General features: G+C 71.6%; 19 protein-coding genes and 1 pseudogene. 9 read left to right on the top strand and 11 right to left on the bottom strand.

The genetic code is table 11. The features are described from left to right. Positions 1-312 precede the first annotated feature (312 nt). Positions 313-588, bottom strand: a complete 276-nt coding sequence (locus AAHG09_RS23710) for a PIN-like domain-containing protein (protein WP_342109965.1) — start codon at positions 586-588, stop codon at positions 313-315. Positions 589-720: 132 nt separating this feature from the next. Beyond that, on the bottom strand, positions 721-1,503 hold the full coding sequence (locus tag AAHG09_RS23705; protein ID WP_342109964.1) for a hypothetical protein: 783 nt from the start codon (positions 1,501-1,503) through the stop codon (positions 721-723). 72 nt (positions 1,504-1,575) lie between these two features. Between AAHG09_RS23705 and AAHG09_RS23700 the strand changes: the two genes are divergently transcribed. Beyond that, entirely contained in the window at positions 1,576-2,484 is a 909-nt protein-coding gene (locus tag AAHG09_RS23700) for an NAD(P)-dependent oxidoreductase (RefSeq protein ID WP_342109963.1), read from the top strand. A gap of 16 nt (positions 2,485-2,500) precedes the next feature. Here AAHG09_RS23700 and AAHG09_RS23695 read toward each other — a convergent pair whose 3' ends face one another. Both AAHG09_RS23695 and AAHG09_RS23690 read right to left on the bottom strand, forming a co-directional pair. Further along, a complete protein-coding gene (locus AAHG09_RS23695; protein WP_342109962.1) occupies positions 2,501-4,429 on the bottom strand; it encodes an ABCB family ABC transporter ATP-binding protein/permease in 1,929 nt (642 codons plus the stop codon). An 88-nt stretch (positions 4,430-4,517) separates the two neighbouring features. Continuing rightward, on the bottom strand, positions 4,518-4,742 hold the full coding sequence (locus tag AAHG09_RS23690) for a DUF1127 domain-containing protein (RefSeq protein ID WP_342109961.1): 225 nt from the start codon (positions 4,740-4,742) through the stop codon (positions 4,518-4,520). Between the two features lie 105 nt (positions 4,743-4,847). Here AAHG09_RS23690 and AAHG09_RS23685 point away from each other — a divergent pair, with 105 nt between their 5' ends. Then, entirely contained in the window at positions 4,848-6,182 is a 1,335-nt protein-coding gene (locus AAHG09_RS23685; protein WP_342109960.1) for an aminotransferase-like domain-containing protein, read from the top strand. 7 nt (positions 6,183-6,189) lie between these two features. Here AAHG09_RS23685 and AAHG09_RS23680 read toward each other — a convergent pair whose 3' ends face one another. Then, complete coding sequence (locus AAHG09_RS23680; RefSeq protein ID WP_342109971.1) at positions 6,190-7,782, bottom strand: LysM peptidoglycan-binding domain-containing protein; 1,593 nt, start codon at positions 7,780-7,782, stop codon at positions 6,190-6,192. A gap of 206 nt (positions 7,783-7,988) precedes the next feature. Between AAHG09_RS23680 and AAHG09_RS23675 the strand changes: the two genes are divergently transcribed. The 4 genes and pseudogenes from AAHG09_RS23675 to AAHG09_RS23660 all read left to right on the top strand — a co-directional run bounded on the left by AAHG09_RS23675 (position 7,989) and on the right by AAHG09_RS23660 (position 13,972). Continuing rightward, the gene (locus AAHG09_RS23675; RefSeq protein WP_342109959.1) at positions 7,989-8,585 is read left to right on the top strand and encodes an LOG family protein; all 597 of its coding nucleotides are present in this window, start codon (positions 7,989-7,991) and stop codon (positions 8,583-8,585) included. A 103-nt stretch (positions 8,586-8,688) separates the two neighbouring features. Next, on the top strand, positions 8,689-10,458 hold the full coding sequence (locus AAHG09_RS23670; protein ID WP_342109958.1) for a methanol/ethanol family PQQ-dependent dehydrogenase: 1,770 nt from the start codon (positions 8,689-8,691) through the stop codon (positions 10,456-10,458). Between the two features lie 285 nt (positions 10,459-10,743). Beyond that, positions 10,744-12,255 (top strand): annotated as a pseudogene (locus AAHG09_RS23665) (acid phosphatase); the annotation flags it as partial. 580 nt (positions 12,256-12,835) lie between these two features. Beyond that, positions 12,836-13,972 carry an autotransporter outer membrane beta-barrel domain-containing protein gene (locus tag AAHG09_RS23660; RefSeq protein WP_342109970.1) on the top strand — a complete coding sequence of 379 codons (1,137 nt, stop codon included), beginning with the start codon at positions 12,836-12,838 and terminating at the stop codon, positions 13,970-13,972. Here AAHG09_RS23660 and AAHG09_RS23655 read toward each other — a convergent pair. After that, positions 13,956-14,876: a LysR family transcriptional regulator gene (locus tag AAHG09_RS23655; RefSeq protein ID WP_342109957.1), complete on the bottom strand. Its 921-nt coding sequence runs from the start codon at positions 14,874-14,876 to the stop codon at positions 13,956-13,958. The genes AAHG09_RS23660 and AAHG09_RS23655 overlap by 17 nt on opposite strands. 92 nt (positions 14,877-14,968) lie before the next feature. Here AAHG09_RS23655 and AAHG09_RS23650 point away from each other — a divergent pair, with 92 nt between their 5' ends. Beyond that, complete coding sequence (locus AAHG09_RS23650) at positions 14,969-15,850, top strand: aldo/keto reductase family oxidoreductase (protein ID WP_342109956.1); 882 nt, start codon at positions 14,969-14,971, stop codon at positions 15,848-15,850. A 157-nt stretch (positions 15,851-16,007) separates the two neighbouring features. Here the strand turns inward: AAHG09_RS23650 and AAHG09_RS23645 are convergent, their stop codons facing one another. The 5 genes from AAHG09_RS23645 to AAHG09_RS23625 all read right to left on the bottom strand — a co-directional run bounded on the left by AAHG09_RS23645 (position 16,008) and on the right by AAHG09_RS23625 (position 21,562). Then, positions 16,008-17,237, bottom strand: a complete 1,230-nt coding sequence (locus tag AAHG09_RS23645) for an ABC transporter substrate-binding protein (protein WP_342109955.1) — start codon at positions 17,235-17,237, stop codon at positions 16,008-16,010. Positions 17,238-17,568: 331 nt separating this feature from the next. Next, positions 17,569-18,453, bottom strand: coding sequence for a beta-keto acid cleavage family enzyme (locus AAHG09_RS23640; protein WP_342109954.1), 885 nt, complete (start codon positions 18,451-18,453; stop codon positions 17,569-17,571). 17 nt (positions 18,454-18,470) lie between these two features. Beyond that, positions 18,471-19,229 (bottom strand): SDR family NAD(P)-dependent oxidoreductase, encoded by a 759-nt coding sequence (locus AAHG09_RS23635; protein ID WP_342109953.1) that lies wholly within the window; start codon positions 19,227-19,229, stop codon positions 18,471-18,473. After that, positions 19,226-20,176, bottom strand: a complete 951-nt coding sequence (locus AAHG09_RS23630) for a 3-hydroxyacyl-CoA dehydrogenase family protein (RefSeq protein ID WP_342109952.1) — start codon at positions 20,174-20,176, stop codon at positions 19,226-19,228. Before AAHG09_RS23630 ends, AAHG09_RS23635 begins: the two co-directional genes overlap by 4 nt. A gap of 360 nt (positions 20,177-20,536) precedes the next feature. Beyond that, entirely contained in the window at positions 20,537-21,562 is a 1,026-nt protein-coding gene (locus AAHG09_RS23625) for a cyclase family protein (RefSeq protein ID WP_342109951.1), read from the bottom strand. Between the two features lie 285 nt (positions 21,563-21,847). Between AAHG09_RS23625 and AAHG09_RS23620 the strand changes: the two genes are divergently transcribed. Together AAHG09_RS23620 and AAHG09_RS23615 are read left to right on the top strand one after the other, a co-directional pair. Beyond that, on the top strand, positions 21,848-23,107 hold the full coding sequence (locus AAHG09_RS23620) for an ABC transporter substrate-binding protein (RefSeq protein WP_342109950.1): 1,260 nt from the start codon (positions 21,848-21,850) through the stop codon (positions 23,105-23,107). Between the two features lie 19 nt (positions 23,108-23,126). Continuing rightward, positions 23,127-24,002, top strand: coding sequence for a branched-chain amino acid ABC transporter permease (locus tag AAHG09_RS23615; protein WP_210026865.1), 876 nt, complete (start codon positions 23,127-23,129; stop codon positions 24,000-24,002). Positions 24,003-24,199: the final 197 nt, after the last annotated feature.

The raw sequence follows: 24,199 nt of genomic DNA, 5'->3' as shown, positions 1-24,199 counted from the left end.
CCTCCCCCCGCCGGGTTCAGCGTTGTTTCTCACGCCCCGCATCCGAGCACGCCCTGTACCGGTTCCGCCGCCCGGGGCGATGGCGGCTGAAGCCACCGACGCGGGCACCGCCCCATCCGCAGACCCGCCCGGTCAGCCACCGGGCGGGCCCCCGAAGGACGCCCCGGGATCGCTCCCGAAGCGCCGCGGACAGGTGGCGGCTAATGAGCACAAAATAGGAAGATTGTCAAGAGTGGCCCTTTCCGTACCGACCTGGGTTGCGGGAGTATTCTGGCGGACGGCACAAGAACTCTGCCATCACGGGCCGTGCTGTCAGAGCGGGAGCTGCCGGAAGCCGGCCTGCCGATGCATCGGAATCTCGAACAGGAACGGCGTTTCCAGGCTCCGCAAAAGACCGTCGATGTCCGGCCACCGCCAGATCAGGAACGAGGCCTGCCGGTTGATGGGCGTGCTCTGATAGCCAGGTGCCAGAACGAAACCCTTCAGGCCGGCCTGCCGGAAGGCCGCGCGCTCCGCCTTGTTCTTCTGGATGCGCCTGTCGCCGGTGACGACGAGCCAGTCATCGCTGGTGCCCGCGAGGTAGGCCAATCCAGGCGAGGTCCGAGGCGTGCCGGCCGCACGGAAGGTCACGGATGTGCAAGGCCCCCTCTCTCCGATGCCGGAGGTAGCCGTCCAGGGTTTCGGCCAGCACGGGGGTCGTGCAGTTGTCGAAGAAGACCTTCAAGCGGCCGCCTGCAGATCGAACGCGCGTCGGAAGGCCATCGCACGCTTCATGGCGCGGACCGGCACGTCCCAGACACGAGCGGCGGCCTCCGGCGAGCCTTCGGCCTCGACGGCAGACACGAGCGCGTCCACGGGCACGGAGGTCTCGGCCTCGATCGGCTGTCCGAACGAACGGGCCGGATCGATCTTCACCGAGCTGCCGCGCCCGAGCGGCCACCAGACCGCGGGAATGCCGGCCTCGTCGTAATCGAGGTTGGTCAGGCTGCGCTCCACAATGTCGCGGAACGCGAACTGCTTCCGGAACAAGTCGATGAGCTTGGTCTGACCGTCTGCTTCGACGACTTGGAGGAACACCGTCCGGCCGTCGGATCGGAAGCGAGCCGTCGAGAGCGGCCGTGCGTCGCCGACGACCTCGCGGGCCAGCGCGATCGTTTGACGGACACGCTGCGGGCTCAGACCCTTCTCAATGAAGGTCGCGGCGACACGGATTTCCTGGAGATCCCGGAAGCCGAGGGCGATGCCGTCGTCTCCGAGATCGATTTGCGGCTGCCAGAGCGGCTCATAGCGCGTCCCGTTGACTTCGTGACCGCGGAGCCATCGCGAAATCTTCGCCGGTGCGATGCGCAGCAGACGGCCGGCCTCGGCAGGCGTATAGAGCCCGATACCGACGAGGTCGGTGGCTGGAAGCTGCGCAGTGCGTCCCACGGCTTTGTGCTCGGCTGCCAGGGGGCCGACGTCAAGGGATTTCGATACCCGCTGTTCCGACGCAGAGCGCGTCATGGCGCGGGTCCGCACAGTCGTCCCGGACATGTCCTTCTCAGGCCGGGATACAAGTTCGTTCGGAGAGGTTCCATGCCCACCCGCATCGCTCTCCTTGGCCTCGGCGCGATGGGCCATCCCATCGCCCGGAACCTCGCGGCCAAGCGCGCCTCGGAGGCCGAGACCATCGTCGCGGTGGATGCCGATCCGGCGCGCCTCGCGGGGCTCGACGCGCCGGGCCTCGTCGCCACGGCGGATCCCGGGCAGGCCGCCGGCGTCGAGGTCCTGTTCCTGTGCCTGCCGAACGGCGACGCGGTCGAGGCGGCCCTGCTCGGCGCGGACAGGCTGCTCGAGCGCCTCGCCGCCGACGCGGTGGTGGTCGATCTCAGCACCATCGCGCACGCCAAGGCGCTGGCGATCGGCCGCGCCGTGGCGGCGACCGGGCGCCGGTTCGTCGATGCGCCCGTCTCCGGGGCGCCGGCCGGCGCCGAGGCCGGGACGCTCACCGTGATGTGCGGCGGCGCCGCCGGGGCCGTCGCGCGGGTGCGCCCGCTCCTGGAGCGGATCGGCACGACGATCCTGCACATGGGTCCGACCGGGTCCGGCCAGCTCACCAAGACGATCAACAACGTGCTCTACGACATCAACATCGCGGCGCTCGCCGAGGTGCTGCCCATGGCGGTGGCGATGGGGCTCGATCCGGATCAGCTCGCCCAGGTGGTCACCACCGGCACCAGCCGGAGCTACGCGGCGCAGTACTTCGTGCCGCGCATCCTTGAGGGCCGCTTCGACGAGGGTTACCCGATGGGCGCGGCCTACAAGGACCTCGTCGCCGCGGCAGCCATCGCGGCGGAGAACGGTTTCCCGATGCCCGTCACGGCGGCCGCCACCGCCACCTACCAGACGGCGCTCCGCCAGGGCCACGCCGACAAGGACAAGGGCGCGATGGTGCTGCCGTTCGAGGCGTTGCTGGGGGTAAAGGTCCGGGGGCGGACGACCTGAGCGTAGCGTCGCCCCCCTACTCCGCGGCCTCGGTCTCCGGCACGGCCGTCCGGCCGGGGCGCGGCACCACCAGCGCGTCGGCGCGCTGGAGCACTTCGAGGGCCGCGTCGGCCTCCCGCTGGCGGTCCCAGAGCGCCGCGTAGACGCCCCCCGCCTCCAGCAATTCGGCATGGGTGCCGCGCTCGACGATGCGGCCGTGGTCGAGCACCAGGATCGCGTCGGCGTTGACCACCGTGGACAGCCGGTGGGCGATCACCAGCGTGGTGCGGCCGCGGCTGACCCGGTCGAGCGCCGCCTGGATCTCGGCCTCCGTGAAGCTGTCGAGGGCCGAGGTCGCCTCGTCGAGCACGAGGATCGGCGGGGCCTTGAGGATCGTGCGCGCGATGGCGACCCGCTGCTTCTCGCCGCCCGAGAGCTTCAGGCCGCGCTCGCCCACCGGGGTGTCGTAGCCCTCCGGCAGGCTCGACACGAAGCCGTCGATCTGGGCGAGGCGGGCCGCCTCCTTGAGCTCGGCGTCGGTGGCGTCGGCCCGGCCGTAGCGGATGTTGTAGCCGATCGTGTCGTTGAACAGCACCGTGTCCTGCGGGACCATGCCGATCGCCGCCCTCAAGGATTCCTGCGTCACCGCGGCGATGTCCTGCCCGTCGATGCTGATCCGGCCGCCCTGCGGCTCGTAGAACCGGAACAGCAGGCGCGAGAGCGTCGACTTGCCGGCGCCGGAGGGCCCCACCACCGCCACCGTCTGCCCCGCCGGGATCTCGAACGAGACGCCCCGCAGGATCGGCCGCTCGGGATTGTAGGCGAAGCGGACATCCGCGAACCGCACCGTACCGCCCGCCACGTTGAGCGGCGCCGCGCCGGGACGGTCGGCGATCTCGGGGTTCTGCCCGAGGATGCGGAACATGTCGTCGATGTCGATCAGCGCCTGTTTGATCTCCCGGTAGATCATGCCCATGAAGTTCAACGGCATCGAGAGCTGCACCAGCATGGTGTTGGCCAGCACGAAGCCGCCGATCGTGGTCCGCCCGGCCAGGATGTCGCGCGCCGCGAGCCACATCACCACGGTCATGCCCAGGGTGAAGATCACCGCCTGCCCGGCATTCAGCACCGCCAGCGACACGTAGGTCTGGGTCGAGGCCTTTTCGTACTTTGCCATCGATTCGTCATAGCGGGCGGCCTCCCGGCGTTCCGCGCCGAAATACTTGACGGTTTCGTAGTTGAGCAGCGAATCGACCGCCTTGGTGTTGGCGTCGGTATCCGACGCATTCATCCGGCGGCGGATGGCGATCCGCCACTCGGTCGCCTTGTAGGTGAAGGCCAGATAGGCCGCGACCGTCGCGAAGGCGGTCGCCGCGTAGGTCCAGTTGAACTCGTAGGCGAGCACGCCGAGCACGAGCACGAACTCGACGATGGTCGGCACCAGGGTCAGCACCATGAGGCGCGACAATTCCTCGATGCCGGCGCGGCCGCGCTCCAGCACCCGGGTCAGGCCGCCGGTCTTGCGCTCCAGGTGGAAGCGCAGGGACAGGCGGTGCATGTGCTCGAAGGTCTGGAGCGCGAGGCGGCGCACCGCGTGCATCGCCACCTTGGCGAACAGCCCGTCGCGCATCTGGGTCAAGGCCGACATGGCGATCCGCGAGACGCCGTAGAGGGCGATCAGCAGCATCGGCGCGGCGAGAAGCCCCGTGGGCATCGGCGCATGCTGGCCCTCTTCGCCCCCGATGGCCGCGACCAGCGCGTCGGTGATCCATTTGAAGGTGAACGGCGTCACCATGGTCACCAGCTTGGCGGCGAGCAGCAGGCCGAACGCCAGGAAGACGCGGCGCTGGAGGTCCGGCCGCCCGTGCGGCCAGAGATGTGGCCAGAGCCGGCGATAGGTGGCGATCAGCCCGGGGCGCTCGGCCGGGGGTTTGGGCCCGGCCGGGGGCGCGGTGTCGTCGGTCATGAAGGGGTCTGCAGGACGGGTGTCGTGGACCCCGCATATAGGCCCGGGGCGGCGCGGGAGCACCCGCGCCGCGTGCAAGGCCCTTGCGTCACGCGCGCCAGAACGGCTTCCGGACCTCCGCGCGCAGCAGCCAGGGATCGAGGCCGGCGTCGCGGATCTGCTCGGGATGCAGGGCGGCGAGCGCCCGGCGCGTGCGCAGGCGATCCAGCCAGAGGCGCGCCAGCCAGAGGCGCGCCAGCCAGAGGCGCGGCAGGGACGGGCCGGACGCGGCACGGTCGGCCGCGGTGGTATCGGACAGGGCAAGGGCGGGCATCGGGAGAGAATCCGGTGGCAGGGGAGCAGTCCGGCCGGGATTGCGGACGCAGCATTGATCCGATACGCATCTCGGATCAATCGAAACATTGAACTCGGAGCAATCATGCGATCTGCGGATTTCCGCTCCGTCGCCGACGCGATCGCCGCCGATATCGCGGCCGGACGGCTCGCGCCCGGGGCGAAGCTGCCGCCGCAGCGCGACTTCGCCTACGACCGCGGCATCGCGGTCTCGACCGCGAGCCGGGTCTATGCGGAACTGGCCCGCCGGGGCCTCGTCACCGGGGAGGTCGGGCGGGGCACCTATGTCCGGTCCGAGCCGGGCCGCGCCGGGCTTCTCCAGCCGGAGCCGCCCCCCGCGGCGATCGATCTCCAGCGGACCCATTCGCGGCTGCCCGAGCAGGAGGCCGTGCTGGCCGAGACCCTCGCGGCGCTCGCCGGCGAGGGCGGCGCGATGGCGTTCGGCCAGTACGGGCCCGCGGGCACGCCGCAGGCGCAGGGAATCGCGGCGGCGTTCCTCGCCCAGGACGGCCACAGTCCCGATCCGGCCGACATCCTGTTCACCGGCAACGGGCGGCAGGCACTGGCGGCGGCGCTGGCCGCGCTGGCGGCACCGGGCGAGCGGATCGCCTGCGAGCCCCTCACCTACCCGATGGTGAAGGCGATCGCGGCCCGGCTCGGCATCACGCTGGTGCCGGTCGCCATGGATGCCGAGGGGCTCTGCCCCGAGGCGCTGCTCCAGGCGCACCGGGCGAACCCGCTGAGCGGCGTCTACCTCCAGCCGACCCTGCAGAACCCGCTCGGCGCCACGATGGGGCCGGGCCGGCGCGCCGACCTCGCCGCCGTGCTGGAGCGGACCGGGCTCATCGCGATCGAGGATGCGGTCTACAGCTTCCTCGCCGACACCCGGCCGCTTGCCTGTTTGGCGCCGGACCGGGTGATCCTGGTGGACAGCCTCTCGAAGCGGGTGATGCCGTCGCTGACCCTGGGCTTGGTCGCGGCGCCCCCGCCCCTGACCGACCGGCTCGCCGCCTCGATCCGCCAGGGCGCCTGGACGGCGCTCGGCCTGTCGCTCGCGGCCGGCATGCACTGGATGGCGGGGGGCGCGGCCGCCGCCCTCGCCGCGGTCAAGCGCCGGGACGCCGCGGCCCGGCAGGAGATCGCCCGGGAGGCCCTGGCCGACCTGCGCGCAATCGGCGACCGCCAGGCCTATCACCTGTGGCTGGAGCTGCCCGAGACGTGGCGGGCCGAGGCCTTCGCGGCGGCGGCCCTGCGCCAGGGGATCGCGCTGATCCCGGCCCCGGCCTTCGCGGTCGCCCCCGGCCACGCGCCGAACGCGGTCCGCCTCGCCCTGGCGGTGCCGTCGCACGAGGATCTGGCCGCCTCCCTGCGCCGGCTGCGCCGGCTGGCCTTCGCGGGGGACGATCAGGTGGTGGAGTGAGGGACGATCACCCCCGCTTGTCAGATGGCAGCACGAAGATCTGGCCGGGGTAGATCAGATCGGGATCGCGGATCTGGGTCTGGTTGGCGTCGTAGATCACCGTGTAGCGCTCGCCGCGCCCGTAGGTGCGCTGGCTGATCCGCCAGAGGTTGTCGCCGCGGGTGATCTTGGCGGTGTTGATCTCCGGCACGTAGACCGCGGCGTCCGGGTCGCCCTCCGCGACCTGCCGCGGATCAGGGGCCGCCGCCGGCATACCGGGCGCGGCCGTCCCGGCGCGATCGGGCCCGGCGGGCAGGCCGCCCGCCGTGTCGGCCGTCGTGTGGCCGGCCCCGCCGCTCCCGGTGGTACCGGGGCGCGCGCTGCCTGTCCCGTCGACTGCCCCGTTGACTGCCCCGTTGCCTGCCCCTTGGCCGGTCGTGCTGCCGTGGCTGCCGGCCCGCCCGCTCGGCCGGGCCTCGTCCTGAGGGGCCGTCCGGGGGGCCGCCCGGGGGACCGCCTCGGCGTTCGCAGGCGCGTTCGCAGGCGCGTTTGCCTGAGCGTTCGTCTGGGCATGGCCCCGGGCGGCCGGTGGCCGCGATCCCGCGGGCTCGCGGGCGGCCATCCGGGCGGGTTCGGCCACGGAGAGCGGGACCTCGGCGCGGGTCTCCACCTTGCCGGTGGCCGGGTCGATCTGGTCGATCCGCACCTGATACTGGCCCGGCTTCATGCCGCGCCCGATGGTGAAGCTCGCCCGCCCGTCCGGGCCGATGCGCCCCGGGGCGATCAGGGTGTCGTTGAGGTAGAGTCGGATGGCCGCGCCGGGGGTGCCGGTCGCCGTGACGAACAGCCGCCCGTTCTCCTGCACGTCCACGCTCGCGATCCGGGTCGGCTGCCCCGGCCCGGGGGCGCCGGCCGATGCCGCCGCGGCAGCTTTGGGGCCGGCCGCGCCGGGCTGCGACAGCACCACGGTCGCGGCGTCCGGGGCCGTCAGGGCGACGAGGGGCTGGCGGTCGCGCCCGGGGGCGACGTCCACCGCGACGCTCTGCTCGGACTCGGCCGCACGGCCGTCCTTGCCGGTCATGCGCAGCCGGATCTGGCTCGATCCCGCGGGCAGGGCCGGCGGCACGACGGCGAATTGCCCGCCCGCGTCGGCGGTCGCCTTGGCCACCGGCTTGCCGTTGACCAGCATCTCGACGACGGCGTTCGGCGCGCCCTGGCCGGCCACCACGGCGTCGCCGTTCGGCTCGACCCGGACGATGTCGAAGCGCGGCACCGCCGAGGCCGGCTTGGCGGATCCGGCCGGGCGGGCATCGCCCGGCGCCCCGGATGCCGCGCCGGATGCCGTCCCGGCCTGGCCCGGCTTGCCGTCGCGGCGACTGTCGTCGCGGCGACTGGCGTCGCGGCGATCATCGTCGCGGCGGTCCGGGGACGGGGCGATGGACGGATCCTGGCGTGAGGCCAGCGCGCCGGGATCGGCGAGCGCCTGCGTCTCGCCGTCCGCCGCGTCGCGGCCGGTGAGCTGGCGCAGGGACTCCCCGCCGAACAGGGCCGCCACGAGCCCGAGGCCGGCGAGGAGGCCGACGAGCGCCAGGGCGAGACTGCGCCGCACCTGTCCCGACATCGCCACCCAAGCCTCCCTCGATCCCGCCCCGGTGCGGGAAAAACCGTCGACGGGGCACGGCATAATACCGTACATGGTCCCGACACCAAGCCGTTCCGGCGCCCCGGCGGGTGAATCCCCCGCGACTTCAGCAGTTTGGCCCTGGGAAGGGCGGGCGCGGGGCGGTCTCGAACGGTTCGCAACGGACGCGCGAGGGAGGGCGCCGGATGGCTCCGGTGAGGACAGTCTGTGTCTATTGCGGCTCCGGTTTCGGGCGGGACCCCGCCTTTCGCACGGCCGCGGAGGGGCTCGGCACGGCCATCGCGCAGGCCGGGATGCGCCTCGTCTATGGCGGCGGCGATGTCGGCCTGATGGGCACGGTGGCGCGCGCCGCGCTCGAGGCCGGCGGCCACGTCACAGGCATCATCCCGGACTTCCTCCAGGCCCGCGAGCACATGCTGGCGGAGGTGCAGGAGACCGTGGTGGTGCCCGACATGCACACCCGCAAGCGCCTGATGTTCGAGCGCTCGGACGCCTTCGTGACCCTGCCGGGCGGCATCGGCACCCTGGAGGAGCTGGTCGAGCAGCTCACCTGGGCGCAGCTCGGGCGCCACCGGAAGCCGGTGGTGCTGGTCTCGGTGGCCGGGTTCTGGGAGCCGCTGCTGGCCCTGTTCGCGCACATGCGCGGCCACGGCTTCATCCGCGAGGGGCTCGACCTGAGCTACCTCGTGGCCACCGAGGCCGCCGAGGTGGTGCCCCTGCTGCGCAGGACCGGCCACGAGCCCGACCCGGAGGCCGAGGTCATCGTCAAAGAGCGGATGTGAGGCTTGGCCGGACTTTCGGCCGGACGCTTGGCCGCGGCGATGGTTTCGCCGGCCGGTGTATGAGGCCGGCGCCGCCGCGCCGGGCGGTGGGTGGAGTCCGAGCATGCGCGTTCCGACGATCCTGGCGGCCCTGACGCTCGCCGGCCTCGCAGGCCCAGCCACCGCGCAGTCGCCGCCGGTCCTCCAGACCCTCGACTACGCCAACACCCGGTATTCCGACCTCGCGCAGATCGACGCCGGCAACGTCTCGCGGCTCAAGGTCGCCTGGACCTTCTCCACGGGGGTGCTGCGCGGCCACGAGGGGGCGCCGATCGTGATCGGGCACGTGATGATCGTGCACACCCCCTTCCCCAACAGCGTCTACGCCCTCGACCTCGACCACGAGGGCCGGATCCTGTGGCGCTACGCCCCCCGGCAGGAGTCCGGCGTGATCGCCGTGATGTGCTGCGACACGGTCTCCCGCGGCCTCGCCTACGCGGACGGGCGCCTGTTCCTGCAGCAGGCAGACACGACGGTCGTCGCCCTCGATCCGGAGACCGGCCGGGTGCTGTGGTCGGTGAAGAACGGCGATCCGGGCCGGGGCGAGACCAACACCGCCACGGTGCTGCCGGTCCACGGCAAGCTCATCGTCGGGCTGGCCGGCGGCGAGTACGGCGCGCGCTGCCACGTCACGGCCTACGATCAGGCGACGGGTCGGCAGCTCTGGCGCGCCTACGCCACCGGGCCGGATGCCGACATGCTGGTCGATCCGGACACGACCACCGAGCTCGGCCGCCCGATCGGCAAGGATTCCTCCCTCAGGAGCTGGGAGGGCGACCAGTGGCGGACCGGCGGCGCCTGCAGCTGGGGCTGGTTCTCCTACGATCCGGACCTGAACCTCGTCTATTACGGCACCGGCAATCCCGCGACCTGGAACCCGGCCCAGCGCCCCGGCGACAACCGGTGGGCACAGGCGATCATCGCCCGCGACGCCGACACGGGACTCGCCCGCTGGGTCTACCAGATGACGCCCCACGACCAGTGGGACTATGACGGCGTCAACGAGATGATCCTCACCGAGCAGGCGATCGGCGGGCGCGCCCGCAAGGTGCTCACGCATTTCGACCGGAACGGCTTCGGCTACACCCTGGACCGGGCCACGGGTGAATTGCTCGTGGCGGACAAGTTCGATCCGAGCGTGAACTGGGCGACCCGGATCAGCATGGACCCCGCCGCCGCCGATTACGGTCGCCCGGTGGTCGACAAGCGCTACGCCCCCGGCGAGGCCGACGAGGACGAGACAACCAAGAATATCTGCCCGGGGGCGCTCGGCGCCAAGAACCAGCAGCCGGCGGCCTACTCGCCGCTGACCCGGCTGTTCTACGTGCCGACCAACCACATGTGCATGGATTACGAGGCGTTCCGGGTCACCTACACGCCCGGCCAGCCCTATGTCGGCGCGACGCTCACCCTGCACCCGCCGGAGGGCACCGACCGGACCGGGGCGTTCATCGCCTGGGACGGGGCGAAGGGGCGGATCGCCTGGTCGATCCCGGAGCCGTTCTCGGTCTGGTCGGGGGCGCTCGCCACGGCGGGCAACGTGGTCTTCTACGGCACGCTGGAGGGCTACCTGAAGGCAGTCGATGCCCGGGACGGGCACGAACTCTACCGGTTCAAGACCCCGTCCGGGATCGTCGGCAACGTCACCACCTACCTGCATGGCGGGAAGCAATACGTGGCGGTGCTCTCCGGAATCGGCGGCTGGGCCGGGATCGGGCTGGCGGCCGGGCTGACCGACCCGGCCGACGGCTCGGGGGCGGTGGGGGGCTACGCCGCCCTGTCGCAGTACACGGCGCCGGGCGGGCAGCTCACGGTGTTCGAACTGCCGGAGTGATCGCGCGGCCGAGGTCCAGAGCTGCGCGGTGAGCCGACACGCTTCAGGCCCTGTGACGAATCAGACAGATTGGTGTAGTTCGGCTGAAAGCCGAGGCAGATTTCCTATTTTGCCAATTAAGTAAACGCAGTACGGATGATGAATTCATCAGTAAGGCGGGTGTTGCTTTGACAATACAGAGCGGAGCGACGAAAAATATGACCTGATTATGACGCTGCCGCACGCGTGATCTTGCGTATCTCCCTTGCCCCGAAGGCCGAATGGCCGTGCGATTCGGGGTGAGCTATGAAAATCCGATACGGCGTCTCGACCGCCGCCATGATGGTCGCGGTCCTCGGTTCGAGCGCTCAGGCGCAGACAGCCGCGAGGGGCAACGGCGTCGATATCCTCTCCGGCTTCAGCGGGCTCTGGATCCCCGGGCGGACCTACGACACCGGGAAGGCCACGGCCCTCGGGGCGCCCATCCTGCTGCGCAACATCCAGATCGTCGCCGACCGGGCCGGCGAGCGGACCCGCGATCAGGAGATCGCCGCCTATTACGACGACCGCCGCAACCAGAGCTACAGCGTCATCGACGGCCTCGGACCGCTGGCGCCGGCCTACCGGGCGGGATCCGGGGCGACCACCACGATCCCGGCCTTCGACGCGAGCACGGCGCGCGTGCAGTACAACGATCAGGGCACCGGCGCCGGCGTGACGAGCTCGCCCCTCGGGAAGGTCGTGCAGCTGGTCAACGCATTCCGGAACAACGCCTCCACCAGCCCCGCCAAGGACGCCTACAGCTACTGGCGCCCCTGGCGGCAGAGCCTGAACGGCCAGAGCCTCAACTTCGTGGTGCCGGCCTCCCTGGTGCCGGAGAAGGGCTCGAACCCGGCCACTGACGGCGGCTTCCCGAGCGGCCACACCAACGCCGCCTACCTCTCGGCCATGGCGCTGGCCTACGCGGTCCCTCAGCGCTTCCAGGAATTGCTGACCCGCGCGAGCGAACTCGGCGACAATCGCATCGAGGCGGGAATGCACTCGCCCACCGACGTGATGGGCGGCCGCGTGCTGGCGACGTATTTCGCCATCCGCGCGCTCAATGACCCGGCCAACGCGACTCTCATCGGCGAGGCCTTCGCGCAGGCCCAGAGCTACCTGAGTCAAGCCTGCGGCGGCCCGCTGGAGCGATGCGCCCGCGCCGTCGATCCGGCGACCGACCGCTTCTCGGATTACGCGCGCAACAAGGCCGCCTACACGGCGCGCCTGACCTACGGCTTCCCGTCGGTCGGGCCGACGGACCGGCCGCCGGTGGTCCCGACCGGCGCCGAGGCGCTGCTCGCGACGCGCTTCCCCTATCTCACCGCGGCGCAGCGGCGCGAGGTGATCGCCACCACCGAGCTGCCCTCCGGCGGGTTCCTCGATAACGGGATGGGCTACGATCGCATCAACCTGTTCGCCGCCGCCGACGGCTACGGCGCCTTCAACGGCACGGTCACCGTCACCATGGACGCCGCCAAGGGCAGCTTCTCGGCCTACGATGTCTGGCGCAACGACATCGGCGGCACGGGCAGCCTCGTAAAGCTCGGCAGCGGCACTTTGGTGCTGACCGGCGCCAACACCTATGCGGGCGGCACGACGATCGGCGGCGGGACGCTGGTCGGCCATGCCGGCGCCTTCGGCACGGGCGCGATCGTCGACAACGCGGCCCTCGTGGTCGATCAATCCATCGACGGAACCCTGGCCAACGCCATCTCGGGATCCGGGACGCTGACTAAGACCAATGCGGGCACCCTGACCCTCACAGGGTTCAGCACGCTGACGGGCGCCACCGACGTGCAGGCGGGGCAGCTTACCGTGAACGGTTCGCTGGCCAACTCGGTCGTGACGGTCCGCCAGGGGGCGGTGCTCGGCGGCTCGGGCACGCTCGGCGGGATCCGCGCGCTGCCGGGCGGCACGGTGTCGCCGGGCAACTCGATCGGCACGCTCACCGTCACCGGCACTGTCGCCTTCGCCCCCGGCGCGACCTACCGGGTTGAGGCCAACGCCGCCGGACAAGCCGACCGCATCACCGCCGGCGGCAACGCCGCCCTCGGCGGCGGCACCGTCCAGGTGCTGGCGGCCTCCGGGGCCTACAACCCGCGCACCACCTACACCATCCTGTCGGCCGCCGGCGGCGTGTCGGGCCAGTTCGCGGGCGTGACGTCGAATCTCGCCTTCCTGTCCCCGGGCCTGCGCTACCGGCCCAACGAAGTCGACCTGACGCTGACCCGCAACGACGTGCCGTTCTCCGCCTCCGCCACCAGCCGCAACGGCATCGCGGCGGCCAACGCCGTCCAGGCGGCCGGCGCCGGCCGGCTCACCGACGCGGCGGTCGCCTTCACCACCACCGAGGCGGATGCCGGCTTCCGGGCGCTCGCCGGCGACATCCACGCCAGCACCGTGTCGGCGGCCTACGAGACCGCCTTCTTCGTGCGCGAGGCGGTGCTCGACCGGCTGCGCTGGGGCAATCCCGGCGGCGATCCCGGCCTTGGGCTCGACTACGGCACCCTGCCGTCCGCCTACACGGCCGACCTGCCGGGCCGGGCGCCTGTCGTGGCGAACGTGCCGGTGCGGACCCTCGACCCGCAGGTGTTCGGCCTGTGGGGGCCAGGGCTTCGGGTCGTTCGGCACGGCCGCGGGCGGCGGCAACGCGTTCGACCTCGACCGGCAGATCGCCGGCTTCGCGGCGGGCGCGGACATGCGGCTCCCGAGCGGGCTGCGCTTCGGCGTGGTCGGCGGCTACACGGAGGCGTATCTCGACAGCGCCGGCCGGACCGGCGGCACCAGCCGGGCGGAGAGCGCGACGCTGAAGAGCGGGTTCGGCGGCCTGTATGGCGGCTACGAGGCCGGGCCGCTGTCGCTGCGGCTGGGCGTGATCTACGCCGAGACCGACACCCGCACGCGCCGGGCGGTGGCCTACGGGCTGTCCGAGACGCTGAGCGGCCACGGTGGCGGCTACACGCTGCAGGGTTTTGGCGAGATCGGCTGGAGGATCCCGCTGGGCGCTCCGGCGGCGGCGGCCCTGGTGTCGAAGGACGGGGCCGCGGTCGCGGTGCAGCCGGCGGCCTCCTACATCGAGCCGTTCGTGGGCGGGGCTTATGTCGGGATCCGGCGCGACGGGTTCGCCGAGGCCGGGGGCGCGGCGGCGCTGGCGAGCTTCGCCCGCGATTACGATCTGGGGGCCGTCACCGCGGGCGTGCGGGCCCAGACGAGCCTGGATCTGGGCCTGGGCCTTCCGGTGACGCTGCGGGGTCTCGTGGGCTACCGGCGGGCGTTCGGGGACGTGGTGCCGACGGCGCTGCTGCGCTTCGGGGCGGGCGGCCCGGCCTTTCTGAGCGGCGGCGTTCCGATCGACCGGGATGCGCTGGTGGCGCAGGTGGGGCTCGATCTGGCGGTGGCGCCGAACGCCAGCCTGGGCGTGTCCTACACGGGCCAGACCGGCGCCCGGGCGCAGGATCAGGCCGTGAAGGGGACCTTCACCCTCCGGTTCTAGCGCGCGAGCCCTGCGCGCCGACGAAATCCACGAAGGCGCGCAGCGGCGCCGGCAGGTGCCGCCGGCCCGGATAGTAGAGGAACGGGCCGGAAAATTCCTGCCACCAGGGCTCCAGCACCGGCTCCAGGGCGCCGCTGGCGAGGTGCGGGCGCAGCCAGTCCTCGAACAGATGAATGATCCCGGTGCCGGCGATCGCGGCTTCGACCGTGAGGTCGCTGGCCCCGACCCGCACGATCAGCGGGCCGGTCGGATCCACCCGGACGATGGCGCCGTCGCGCTCGAACTCCCAGGGCGCCGTCAGGGTGCCGCTGGGGAACCGGCCGAGCAGGCAGGCATGGGCGAGGAGGTCGCGCGGATGCTCCGGCCGGCCGCGCCGGTCGAGATAGACCGGCGCCGCCGCGGTGGCGAAACGCTGCCGCCGCGGGCCGATCGGCACCGCGATCATGTCCTGCTCCAACCGCTCGTCGTAGCGGATGCCGGCGTCGCAGCCGGCCGCCAGCACGTCCACGAACCCGTCCTCGACCACGACCTCCAGGCGGATCTCCGGGTAGGCCGCCAGGAAGGGCGGCACGAGGGCGGGCAGGACCAGCCGGGCCGCGCTCAGCGGTACGTTCAGCCGGAGCGTGCCGGCCGGCCGGTCGCGAAAGCCGTTCACCACGTCGAGGGCGGAGTCCACCTCGGCCAGCGCCGGGCCGAGCCGTTCGAGCAGGCGGGCACCCGCCTCCGTGGGGGCGACGCTGCGCGTGGTGCGGTTCAGGAGGCGCACGCCGAGCCCCGCCTCGAGCCTGCGCACGGCCTCGCTCAGGCTCGAGGCGCTCCGGCCCCCGGCGCGGGCGCCGTCGCGAAAACCGCCGGCCCGCGCCACGGTCAGGAAGGCGGTGAGATCGGCGAGATCGACGGTCATTGTTCGAAATTTCGCACGGCCCGTGCCGTTCGTCACGGCTTATCGGCGCAATCGGCGCCGTCTACATCCGGGGCGCCAACAGGAGATTCGCCATGACCGACAGCACCGCGGATATTGCGCAGGCCAGCACGTTCCGGCTCGGCGACCGGACCGTGACGCGGCTCGGCTACGGGGCCATGCAGCTCGCCGGGCCCGGCGTGTTCGGCCCGTCGAAGGACCGCGCCGGAGCGGTCGCGGTGCTGCGCGCCGCGGTGGCGGCGGGCGTCGACCACATCGACACCAGCGACTTCTACGGGCCGCACGTCACCAACCAGATCATCCGCGAGGCGCTCCACCCCTATCCGGACAACCTCGTAATCGTCACCAAGGTCGGCGCCCGGCGCGGGGCCGACGCCTCGTGGAACCCGGCCTTCTCGGCCGAAGAGCTGACCAGCGCGGTCCACGACAACCTGCGCAACCTCGGCGTCGATGCCCTCGACGTGGTCAACCTGCGCCTGATGTTCGACGTCCACGGCCCCGCCGAGGGCCCGATCGAGGCGCCGCTCACCGTGCTGGCCGATCTCCAGCGCCGGGGGCTGATCCGCCGGATCGGCCTGAGCAACGCCACGCCGCGTCAGGTCGCGGACGGGCGGCGGATCACCGACATCGTCTGCGTGCAGAACCAGTACAACCTCGCCCACCGCGCGGATGATGCATTCATCGACGACCTCGCGGCGGAGGGCATCGCCTATGTGCCGTTCTTCCCGCTGGGCGGGTTCAGCCCGCTGCAATCGGACACCCTGTCGGCGGTGGCGGCGGGGCTCGGCGCGACGCCGATGCAGGTGGCGCTGGCGTGGCTGCTGCGCCGGTCGCCCAACATTCTGCTGATCCCGGGGACCTCCTCCCTCGGCCACCTGGGCGAGAACCTCGCGGCGGCGACGCTGCGGCTGTCCGATGAGGCAATGGCGGCGCTGGATCGGATCGGGGCGGCGTGAGGGGGCCTTCACCGGTGCCTTCCCCTCCCCCTTGCGGGGAGGGGTCAGGGGTGGGGGTGGCGCAGAAGGAACCGCACCGCTCGACCCTGAACCACCCCCACCTCCGACTTCTCCCCACAAGGGGGAGGAGAGCACGCCGCGCGAGCCCCAATGGGCCCTACTTCGCCGTCATGCCAGCCACCATCGGGCAGCCGCCCTCGCTCATCGGGCGGAACGCCTGCTCGGCCGGGATCGTCTCCAGCACCTTGTAGAGGTCCCACTCGCCCTTCGATTCGGCCGGCGCCTTGGCCTCGAACAGGTACATCGGGTGGATCTTGCGCCCGTCCGGCCGGATCGTGCCCTTGCCGAACAGCGGGTCGTCGGTGGGCAGCTCCTTCATCTTGGCGACCACGGCGGCGCCGTCCTTGGCCGAGTGCAGGGCCGCCACCGCCTTCAGGTAGTGCAGCGTGCTGGCGTAGACGCCCGCCTGGTACGAGGTCGGCTTCTTGCCGGGCATCCGCTTCCCGAAGCGCTCCGAGAAGGCCCGGGTGCCGTCGTTGAGGTCCCAGTAGAACGAGGCGGTGAAGTCGAGCCCCTGCGCCACCTCCAGGCCCAGCGAGTGGATGTCGGTGATGGCGATCAGCAGGGCGGCGAGGGTCTGGCCGCCCTGGCGGATGCCGAACTCGTGCGCCTGCTTGATGGCGTTGGCGGCGTCCAATCCGGCATCGGCGAGCCCGATCACCTGGGCGCCCGAGGCCTGCGCTTGCAGCAGGAACGAGGAGAAGTCCGGGTTCGGGAACGGTGTGCGCACGCCGCCGACGACCGTGCCGCCGTTCTTCTCCACCACCGCCTTGGTGTCGCGCTCGAGCGCCAGGCCGAAGGCGTAGTCGGCGGTGATGAAGTACCAGCTCTTGCCGCCGCGCTTGAGGATGGCCTTGCCGGTGCCGTTGGCGAGCGCCGCGGTGTCGTAGGTCCAGTGCACGGTGTTGGGCGTGCAGGCCGGGCCGGTCAGGTCGGCGGTGCCGCCGCCCGAGTTGATGAAGGCCTTGTTCTTCTCCTTGGTGATCTGCGCGATGGCGAGCGCCACCGAGGAGGTCGGCACGTCGAACACCGCGTCGACGCCGTCGCGGTCGTACCATTGCCGGGTGATCGAGGCGCCGACATCGGGCTTGTTCTGGTGGTCGGCGGCCACGACCTCGACCTTCAGCCCGTGCTCCTCCGGCTTGAAATCCTCGACCGCCATCCGGGCCGCCACCACCGAGCCCTCGCCGGTGGAATCGAAGTAGACGCCGGAGCGGTCGTTCAGCACGCCGATCTTCACCGGCACGAGGTCGGCGGCGAGCGCCGCGCCGGCGCCGAGGGCGCACAGGCTCCCGAGCAGCGCCGCGGCGGAGTGGCGGAGCGTCATGTCTCTCTCCCTGTTTTTTGTTGGATGCGGCGCCGTTGATCGATGCTCGCGGTCTCTTCGAGGGCAGCGTACCTGTGGGGGGGGCGTGGCCGGAACGGTCACGGGTGAGGATGCGGGCAATCCGTCAGGGGCGCGGCCCTCCCTCCCCCGCAGGTTGCGGATTCACACATCGGGTCTGGACACGCCGCAGTTCAGGTCGAGCGCGGGTCGCTTCTCCCGCACGGGAGAGGGGGAGCCTGTCGCGCTCTGCCGCCAGCGTTGATGTTCGCAGGATATGCGTGACGATCGTAGCCCGCAGACGGGAGAGGGAGGGGCGCGGTATCCGCGCGCTCTACCCCCGCGGCGCCAACCCGAACATCGCCCGCGCCTGATCGGGCGTGGCCGGCTCCCGGTCGATATGGGCGAGCAGGCTCACCGCCTTCTCCACCAAAGCGGCGTTGCTCGGCGCGAGCTTGCCCTGGGACAGGTACAGGTTGTCCTCCAGCCCGACCCGGACGTTGCCGCCCATGCCGGCCGCCACTGCCAGCATCGGATATTCCTGACGTCCGATCCCGAAGGCCGACCAGATCGCGTCCTCCGGCAGCCGCGCCCGCATCGCCACCAGGGCCTCGGGCGTCGCCGGCGCCCCCCAGGGGATCCCGAGGCAGATCTGGAACAGGGGCGGGCGCGCCAGATGCCCCTCGGCGATCAGGTGCCGGGCCAGCTCGATCTGGCCGAGGTCGAACACCTCGATCTCGGGCTTCACGCCGGCCTCCCGGATCTGCCCCGCCATGGCCCGCAAATGGGCGGGGGTGTTCAGGAACAGGTGCTCGCCGAAATTCATCGTGGCGATGTCGAGGGTGCAGATCTCCGGCCGCAACGCCGCCACGTGCCGGGTGCGCGCCTCCGGACTGACGAAGGTGGTGCCAGGGCCGGCTTTGGCCGGATCGGGGTCGCCCGGCACGAACCGGCCCCCCGCCCCCGTGGTCAGGTTGAGGATGACGGCATCGTTCTTCTCGCGGATCCGCTCCACCACCTCGCGGTAATGGGCGAGTTCCATGCTGGGCGCGGCGGTCGCGGGATCGCGGACATGGATGTGGACCACCGCGGCCCCGGCGGACGCCGCCTCCAGGGCGGATCGTGCGATCGCCTCGGGGCTCACCGGCACCGCCGGGTTCTTCTTCGGCGTGTCGAAGGAGCCCGTGAGGGCGCAGGTGATGACGGTGGTGCGCGACATCGCTGGTGTCCTCGAACTCACAGGGCCCCGCCGTCGACCGTGAGGGTCTCGCCGGTGATGTAGGCCGCCCCCGCCGCGAGGAAGAAGATCGTCTCGGCGACGTCCTCCGGCCGGGCCATGCGGCCCAGCATGGTGCGCCCGACGGTGGAGGCCTTGCGCTCCTCCGACCAGGGCTGGGTCCAGGGGGTGGCGACGAGGCCGGGCGCCACCGCGTTGACCCGCACGTCGGGGGCCAGCGCCCGGGCGAGGCTGCGGGTGAGGTTGATCAGCCCGGCCTTGCTGGCCGCGTAGGCGACCGACGAGCCGCGCCGCCCGAGCCCGGCCACCGAGGCGGTGTTGACGATGGCGCCCCGGCTTTTCTTGAGACTTGCTGCCGCCGCACGCGCGCAGCGGAACGGGCCGAGCAAGTTGGTGGCCAGGATGGTCTGCCAAAAATCTTCGGTCATCGCATCGAGGTCTTCGAACGCGATCGGCGTGGTGGTGCCCGCCGTGCCGGCATTGTTGACGAGCACGTCGAGGCCGCCAAGACGCGCGATCCCGTCCGCCACCATCGCCTCGGCGGCGCCGGGCTCGGACACGTCCCCGGGCAGGGCGATGACGGAAAAGCCCTCTGCGGCGAGCCGCTCGGCCTCTTCGGGGCCGCGGGAATCGTCGGGCAGATGGTTCAGCGCCACCGTGGCGCCGTTGCGCGCGAACATCGCCACCGTCGCGAGCCCGATGCCCGACGAGGCCCCGGTGACGAGGACGCGCCGTCCGGTGAGATTCGCCCCGATCATGTCCCCTCCATCCGGCCGATCCCGGCCATCGCGGCCTTGAGCGCCAGGAGCTTGCGGTCGCGCTCGCGGAACAGCTCCTCGGGCGGACGCCCGCCCCAGTCGAAGTAGCCGCGCCCCGCCATCACCCCGGTGCGGCCCTCGGCGCAGAGGGCGTCCAGGGTTTCGGAGCGGGTGCGCGGGGGCGGCGGCGCGTAGCTCGCATTGGCCAGCGCCCGCTGGGTCAGCTCCAGCCCGGTGAAGTCGGCCTTGGCGAGGTGGCCGAGGATCGGGATGCGCAGGGACAGGCCGTGGATGATCGCGTCGTCGATGTCCCGCGGCGCGGCGACGCCCGCGTCGAGCAGCCGGAACACCTCGGCGCTGATCGCCTGCTGGATGCGGTTGGCGATGTAGCCGGGGATGAAGCGCTTCAGCACGATCGGCACCTGGCCGAGGCCGCGCACCAGATCGGCCATCGCGGCGACGATGGCCGGATCGGTCCCGGGGCCCGGCACCACGTCGACGAGGTCGACGATGTAGGGCGGCGTGTACCAGTGCAGGATCAGCGCCCGCGCCTGCCGGGCGTCCGGGATCAGCGGGAAGACGTCGAGGTAGCTGGTGTTGCTGGCGAGGATCGTGTCGGCCGGGCAGAGCCGGTCGAGCTCGGCGAAGAGGGCGCGCTTGGCCTCCGGGTTCTCGGTGATCGCCTCGATCACGAGGCCGGCGCCGGCCACGGCGGGTTCGAGCTCCGCCTCGACCCGGACGGCCAGCCCGAGCCTGTCGGCATCCCAGCCCTCCGGGGCGGCGCCGGCCTCCCGCAGGGTCGCGAGCGCGGAGGCCATGAGGGCGGGGATCCGCGCGCGGGTCTCAGGCTGCGTGTCGGTGATCCGCACGGCGTGCCCGTGGAGCGCCAGCACCAGGGCGATGCCGTGCCCCATCAGGCCGCCGCCGACGATCGCGATCTCGGTCATGCGGCGGGCTCTCTCTTTGGGATGGGGACCCGAGGCGCGGGCCGGCTGATGGCGCGCCACTCACGCGATCGCGCGCGTTCAAGGCCCAACAGTCCGGACCTGCCACGCGCCCTCCCTCCCCCCTCTGCGGGGGAGGGTGGCCCCTGCGTCAGCCTCGGTCGGGCCGGGACGAAGTCCCGCAAGAGGGGAACCCGGCTTCTGGACGAGGCGCGGCCGTCATGAAGGGCAATGCCCCATTCTGCACCGGCGCTCCCCTCTCCCGACCCCCTTCGGGGGCCACCCTCCCCCGCAGGGTGGGGCGGGACATGCGCTTGCGACGGCGCAATCATGACCTTGGACGCAAGAGCACCCATTCTGCCCTCACACCGTGGCGATCGGCGTCGTCGGCGAGCCCACCGCCCCGGGCAGGCGCAGGGGCGGCGCGGTGAGCAGGAAGCGGTTCCGGCCATGCGCCCGCAGCCAGTCGGCCAGCGGCGTCAGGTGCCACAGCTCGCCGAGATTGACCCCGAGCTTGAACAGGCAGTGCTCGTGCAGCGGCAGCGTCGCGCAGCAGACGGGGCCGGGCCCGGCCGGATAGGCCTCCACGGCGTAGTTGTCGGCGATCAGCGCGCAGAGCCCGGTGCGGGTGATCCAGTCGAGGAGCGCCAAGTCCCGCCCGTCGAGCCCGGCGCAGAGAGTGTGGACGAGCCTCGGGTCGGGCGCCCCGCCCATGGCGATCAGGCGCTCGGCGAAGCCCGTGTGCAGGCAGACCATGTCGCCCGGCTCCACCACGACGCCGTCGGCCTCCAGGATCCGGGCGAGCTGCTCGTAGCCCACCTTGGTCTTCGCGTCGCCGAGATGGGCGCGCAGGTCGATCATCACGGCCCGGCCCTGCATGCCGGTCTCGGCCAGCCGCTCGATCCCGAGATGCTTCGCCCGAGAGGGCTGGTCGGCCGCCTCGGCGCGCTCCGGCCCGACGATGTCCCGGCCGCCGCGGAAGCCGTTGTAGAAGACCGGCGCCGCGCCCGCCCCGTCCGCGTCGAACAGCGAGCCGACATGGGCGAGGGAATCCCACTGCGTCGAGTATTGCAGGTGGATCAGCGCCCGGTCGTCGCAGATCACGTCGGTGGCGCCGTCGACTTCCTCGCAGACCGGGAAGTTCATGTTCGGCCGGCCGTTGGCGCGCCGGGTCGGGGTGATCTGCGGCGGGTGGCGGCGCGGGTTGAGGACGTTGCCGCCCGGCAGGTCCAGGGGCAGGCTGAGGCAGAAGGTCAGGCCCTCCCGCACCTCGGCGACGCCCTGCAGCACCTTCTCGGGGGTGAGCAGGTTCAGGCGCCCACGCTCGTCGTCGGGGCCGAAATCGCCCCAGGTCGAGCCCTCGGGCCTGCGGGTCCAGCGCAGGCTCATGCGCAGACTCGTGGGGCCAAGCCCCGGCCGGGTACGGGCCCGGACGTGCGTGCGTTCCTCACCGGATGATCCGCCCTTCTTCGAGGCCATCGGGCCCGCATTCGTGCGGTGCCGGGCGCGAGCCTAGGCCCGGGCCGCGGAGCCCGGAAGCCCCGGGCGCGAACGACTCGCCGGAAACGTCACCCGCGGCGCGGCGGCCGCCCCTTGTGATCCGTCGAGCCCCGGCTACAGTCAGTGCCAAGCCCGCGAATAAAAAATTCGGGCGCACAGATTGAGGAAACGCCGATGTCCGAGACCGCGCGTGCCGTCGTCCGGCGCGCCCAGATCCGGCGCATGCTGCCTGCTTTGCTGGCGGCGGGATCGATGCTCACAGGTCCGGCCCGCGCCGCGGACCCGATCAAGATCGGCGTGATCGCCGAGGCGCAGTCCGTGGCCGGGGCCTCGATCCCGCAGGCGGTGCAACTCGCCGCCGACGAGATCAACGCCAAGGGCGGGATCGACGGCCGCCAGATCCAGGTCGTCACCTACGACGACAAGTCCTCGGCCTCCGATGCGGTGCGCGCCTTCCAGCGGGCGGTGTCCGAGGACAAGGTCAACCTCGTCATCGCCAGCTACATCTCCGAGGTCGTGCTGGCGCTGATGCCCTGGGCGGCCCGGCTCAAGACGCCGATGATCACCCCCGGTGCGGCCTCGAACGAGATCAGCGTGAACGTCCACAAGGACTACGCGCGCAACAAGTACACCTTCCACGGCTACCTGACCTCGCACGCCCTGGCGCAGGCGGTGTGCGACTCGGCCAAGGAGGTGCTGGTCGAGAAGCTCAAGGCCAAGACCGCCGCGATCATGAGCGAGGACGCGGCCTGGACCCGGCCGCTGGACGCCGCCTACCAGGAATGCCTGCCGAAATCCGGGCTGAAGGTCGTCGAGCATGTCCGCTTCTCGCCGGACACAGGCGACTTCACGCCGATCTACAACAAGATCGAGGCGGCCAAGCCCGACCTGATCGTCACCGGCATCGCCCATGTCGGCGTGCAGCCGACCGTGCAGTGGCAGAACCAGCAGGTGCCGATCGCCATGACGGGCATCAGCGGGCAGGCGACCTCCTCGACCTTCTGGGCCAACACCAACGGCGGCACGCAGGGCGTGCTGTTCGACAGCGTGGCGCTGCCGGGCGTGGCGCTGACCGAGAAGACGATCCCGTTCTCGGAGGCTTTCACCAAGCGCTTCGGCGGGGCGCCCTCCTACGCGGGCTTCATGGCGTACGACGCCGTCTACTACTCCGCGGAGGCGATCAAGCGGGCGGGCTCCCTGGAGGCCGACAAGCTCGTCGAGGCCCTGGAGAAGACCGACTACGTCGGCACGGTCGGCCACCTGAAGTTCTACGGCAAGGACGAGCCGTTCACGCACTCGATCCAGTACGGGCCCGGCCTGATGACCAGCGTGCTCGGGCAGTGGCAGAACGGCAAGCAGGTGGCGATCTGGCCGGCCGCGACCGCCAACGGGGCCATGATCCTGCCCCCCGCGGTCAAGCCGGCGGTCCAGTAGGTCGGGCGGGGAGAGCGCGGTGATCGGCCTCCAGATCCTCGTCGACGGTTTCGCGATCTCGGCCCTCTACGCGCTCGGCGCGATGGGCTTCACCCTGATCTTCGGGGTCTCGGGCGTCCTCAACCTGACCCACGGCGCCCTGATGGTGATGGCCGCCGTGGCGGCCTGGGCGGCCTCGGCCCTGTTCGGGCTCGGCTCCTACGCGGGGGCGGCGATCGGCGTGCTGTGCGGGCTCGCCGGCGCCCTCGTCACCTACTTCGCCGTCGTGGCGCCGATCGAGCGCAGCCGGGCGATCCCGCGCGAGGAGAAGGAAATCTTCGTGCTCACCGGGACGCTGCTCTGGGGGATCATGATCCAGGAGCTGGTGGCCTACTTCTTCACCGACAACCCGAAGACCGTGCTGCCGCTGATCGAGGGCGTGGTCGAGATCGCGGGCGTCCGCACGCCGAAGAACGAGCTGTTCACGGCGCTGATCTGCTGGGTGGTGATCGCCCTGCTCTGGCTGTTCGTGAACCGGGCGCGGGCCGGCAAGGTCCTGCTCGCCGCCTCCATGAACCCGCGCGGCGTGACGCTGCTCGGCCACGACATGGCGAAGATCTACGTGGCGGTCTGGGCGATCTACGGGCTGCTCGCCGGCATCGCGGGCGTGCTGCTCGGGATGTTCCTGGGGGTGTCCTCGTATTCGGTGGGGCCGCTCACCGCGAGCGCCTTCTCGATCGTGGTGCTGGGGGGGTTGGGCAGCGTCACCGGCTCGCTGATCGCGGCCTACGTGGTCGGGTATCTGGAGACCGCCACCGCCTACCTGATCTCGCCCGCCTACCGGGTGATCCCGGCGCTGCTGCTGCTGGTCGCCGTCATGTACCTGCGCCCGCAGGGCCTGCTGGGGCGGCGGTGATGGTTTTTTTCACACCCAGGGCCTCCAACCCGCGCCCTCATCCTGAGGTGCGGCGAAGTCGCCTCGAAGGAGCCCTCCAGCCGGCCGCGCGATCCCTGGAGGCCTCCTTCGAGGCCGCTGGCGCGGCACCTCAGGATGACGGGAACGGATGGGAGAAACCTCTGCGCCGAACGAGCCGGATCGCTACCGTGTGCGAG

Source organism: Methylobacterium guangdongense (genome assembly GCF_038442355.1).
Lineage (GTDB): Bacteria > Pseudomonadota > Alphaproteobacteria > Rhizobiales > Beijerinckiaceae > Methylobacterium > Methylobacterium guangdongense.
This window is presented reverse-complemented; position numbering and strand designations above follow the sequence as displayed.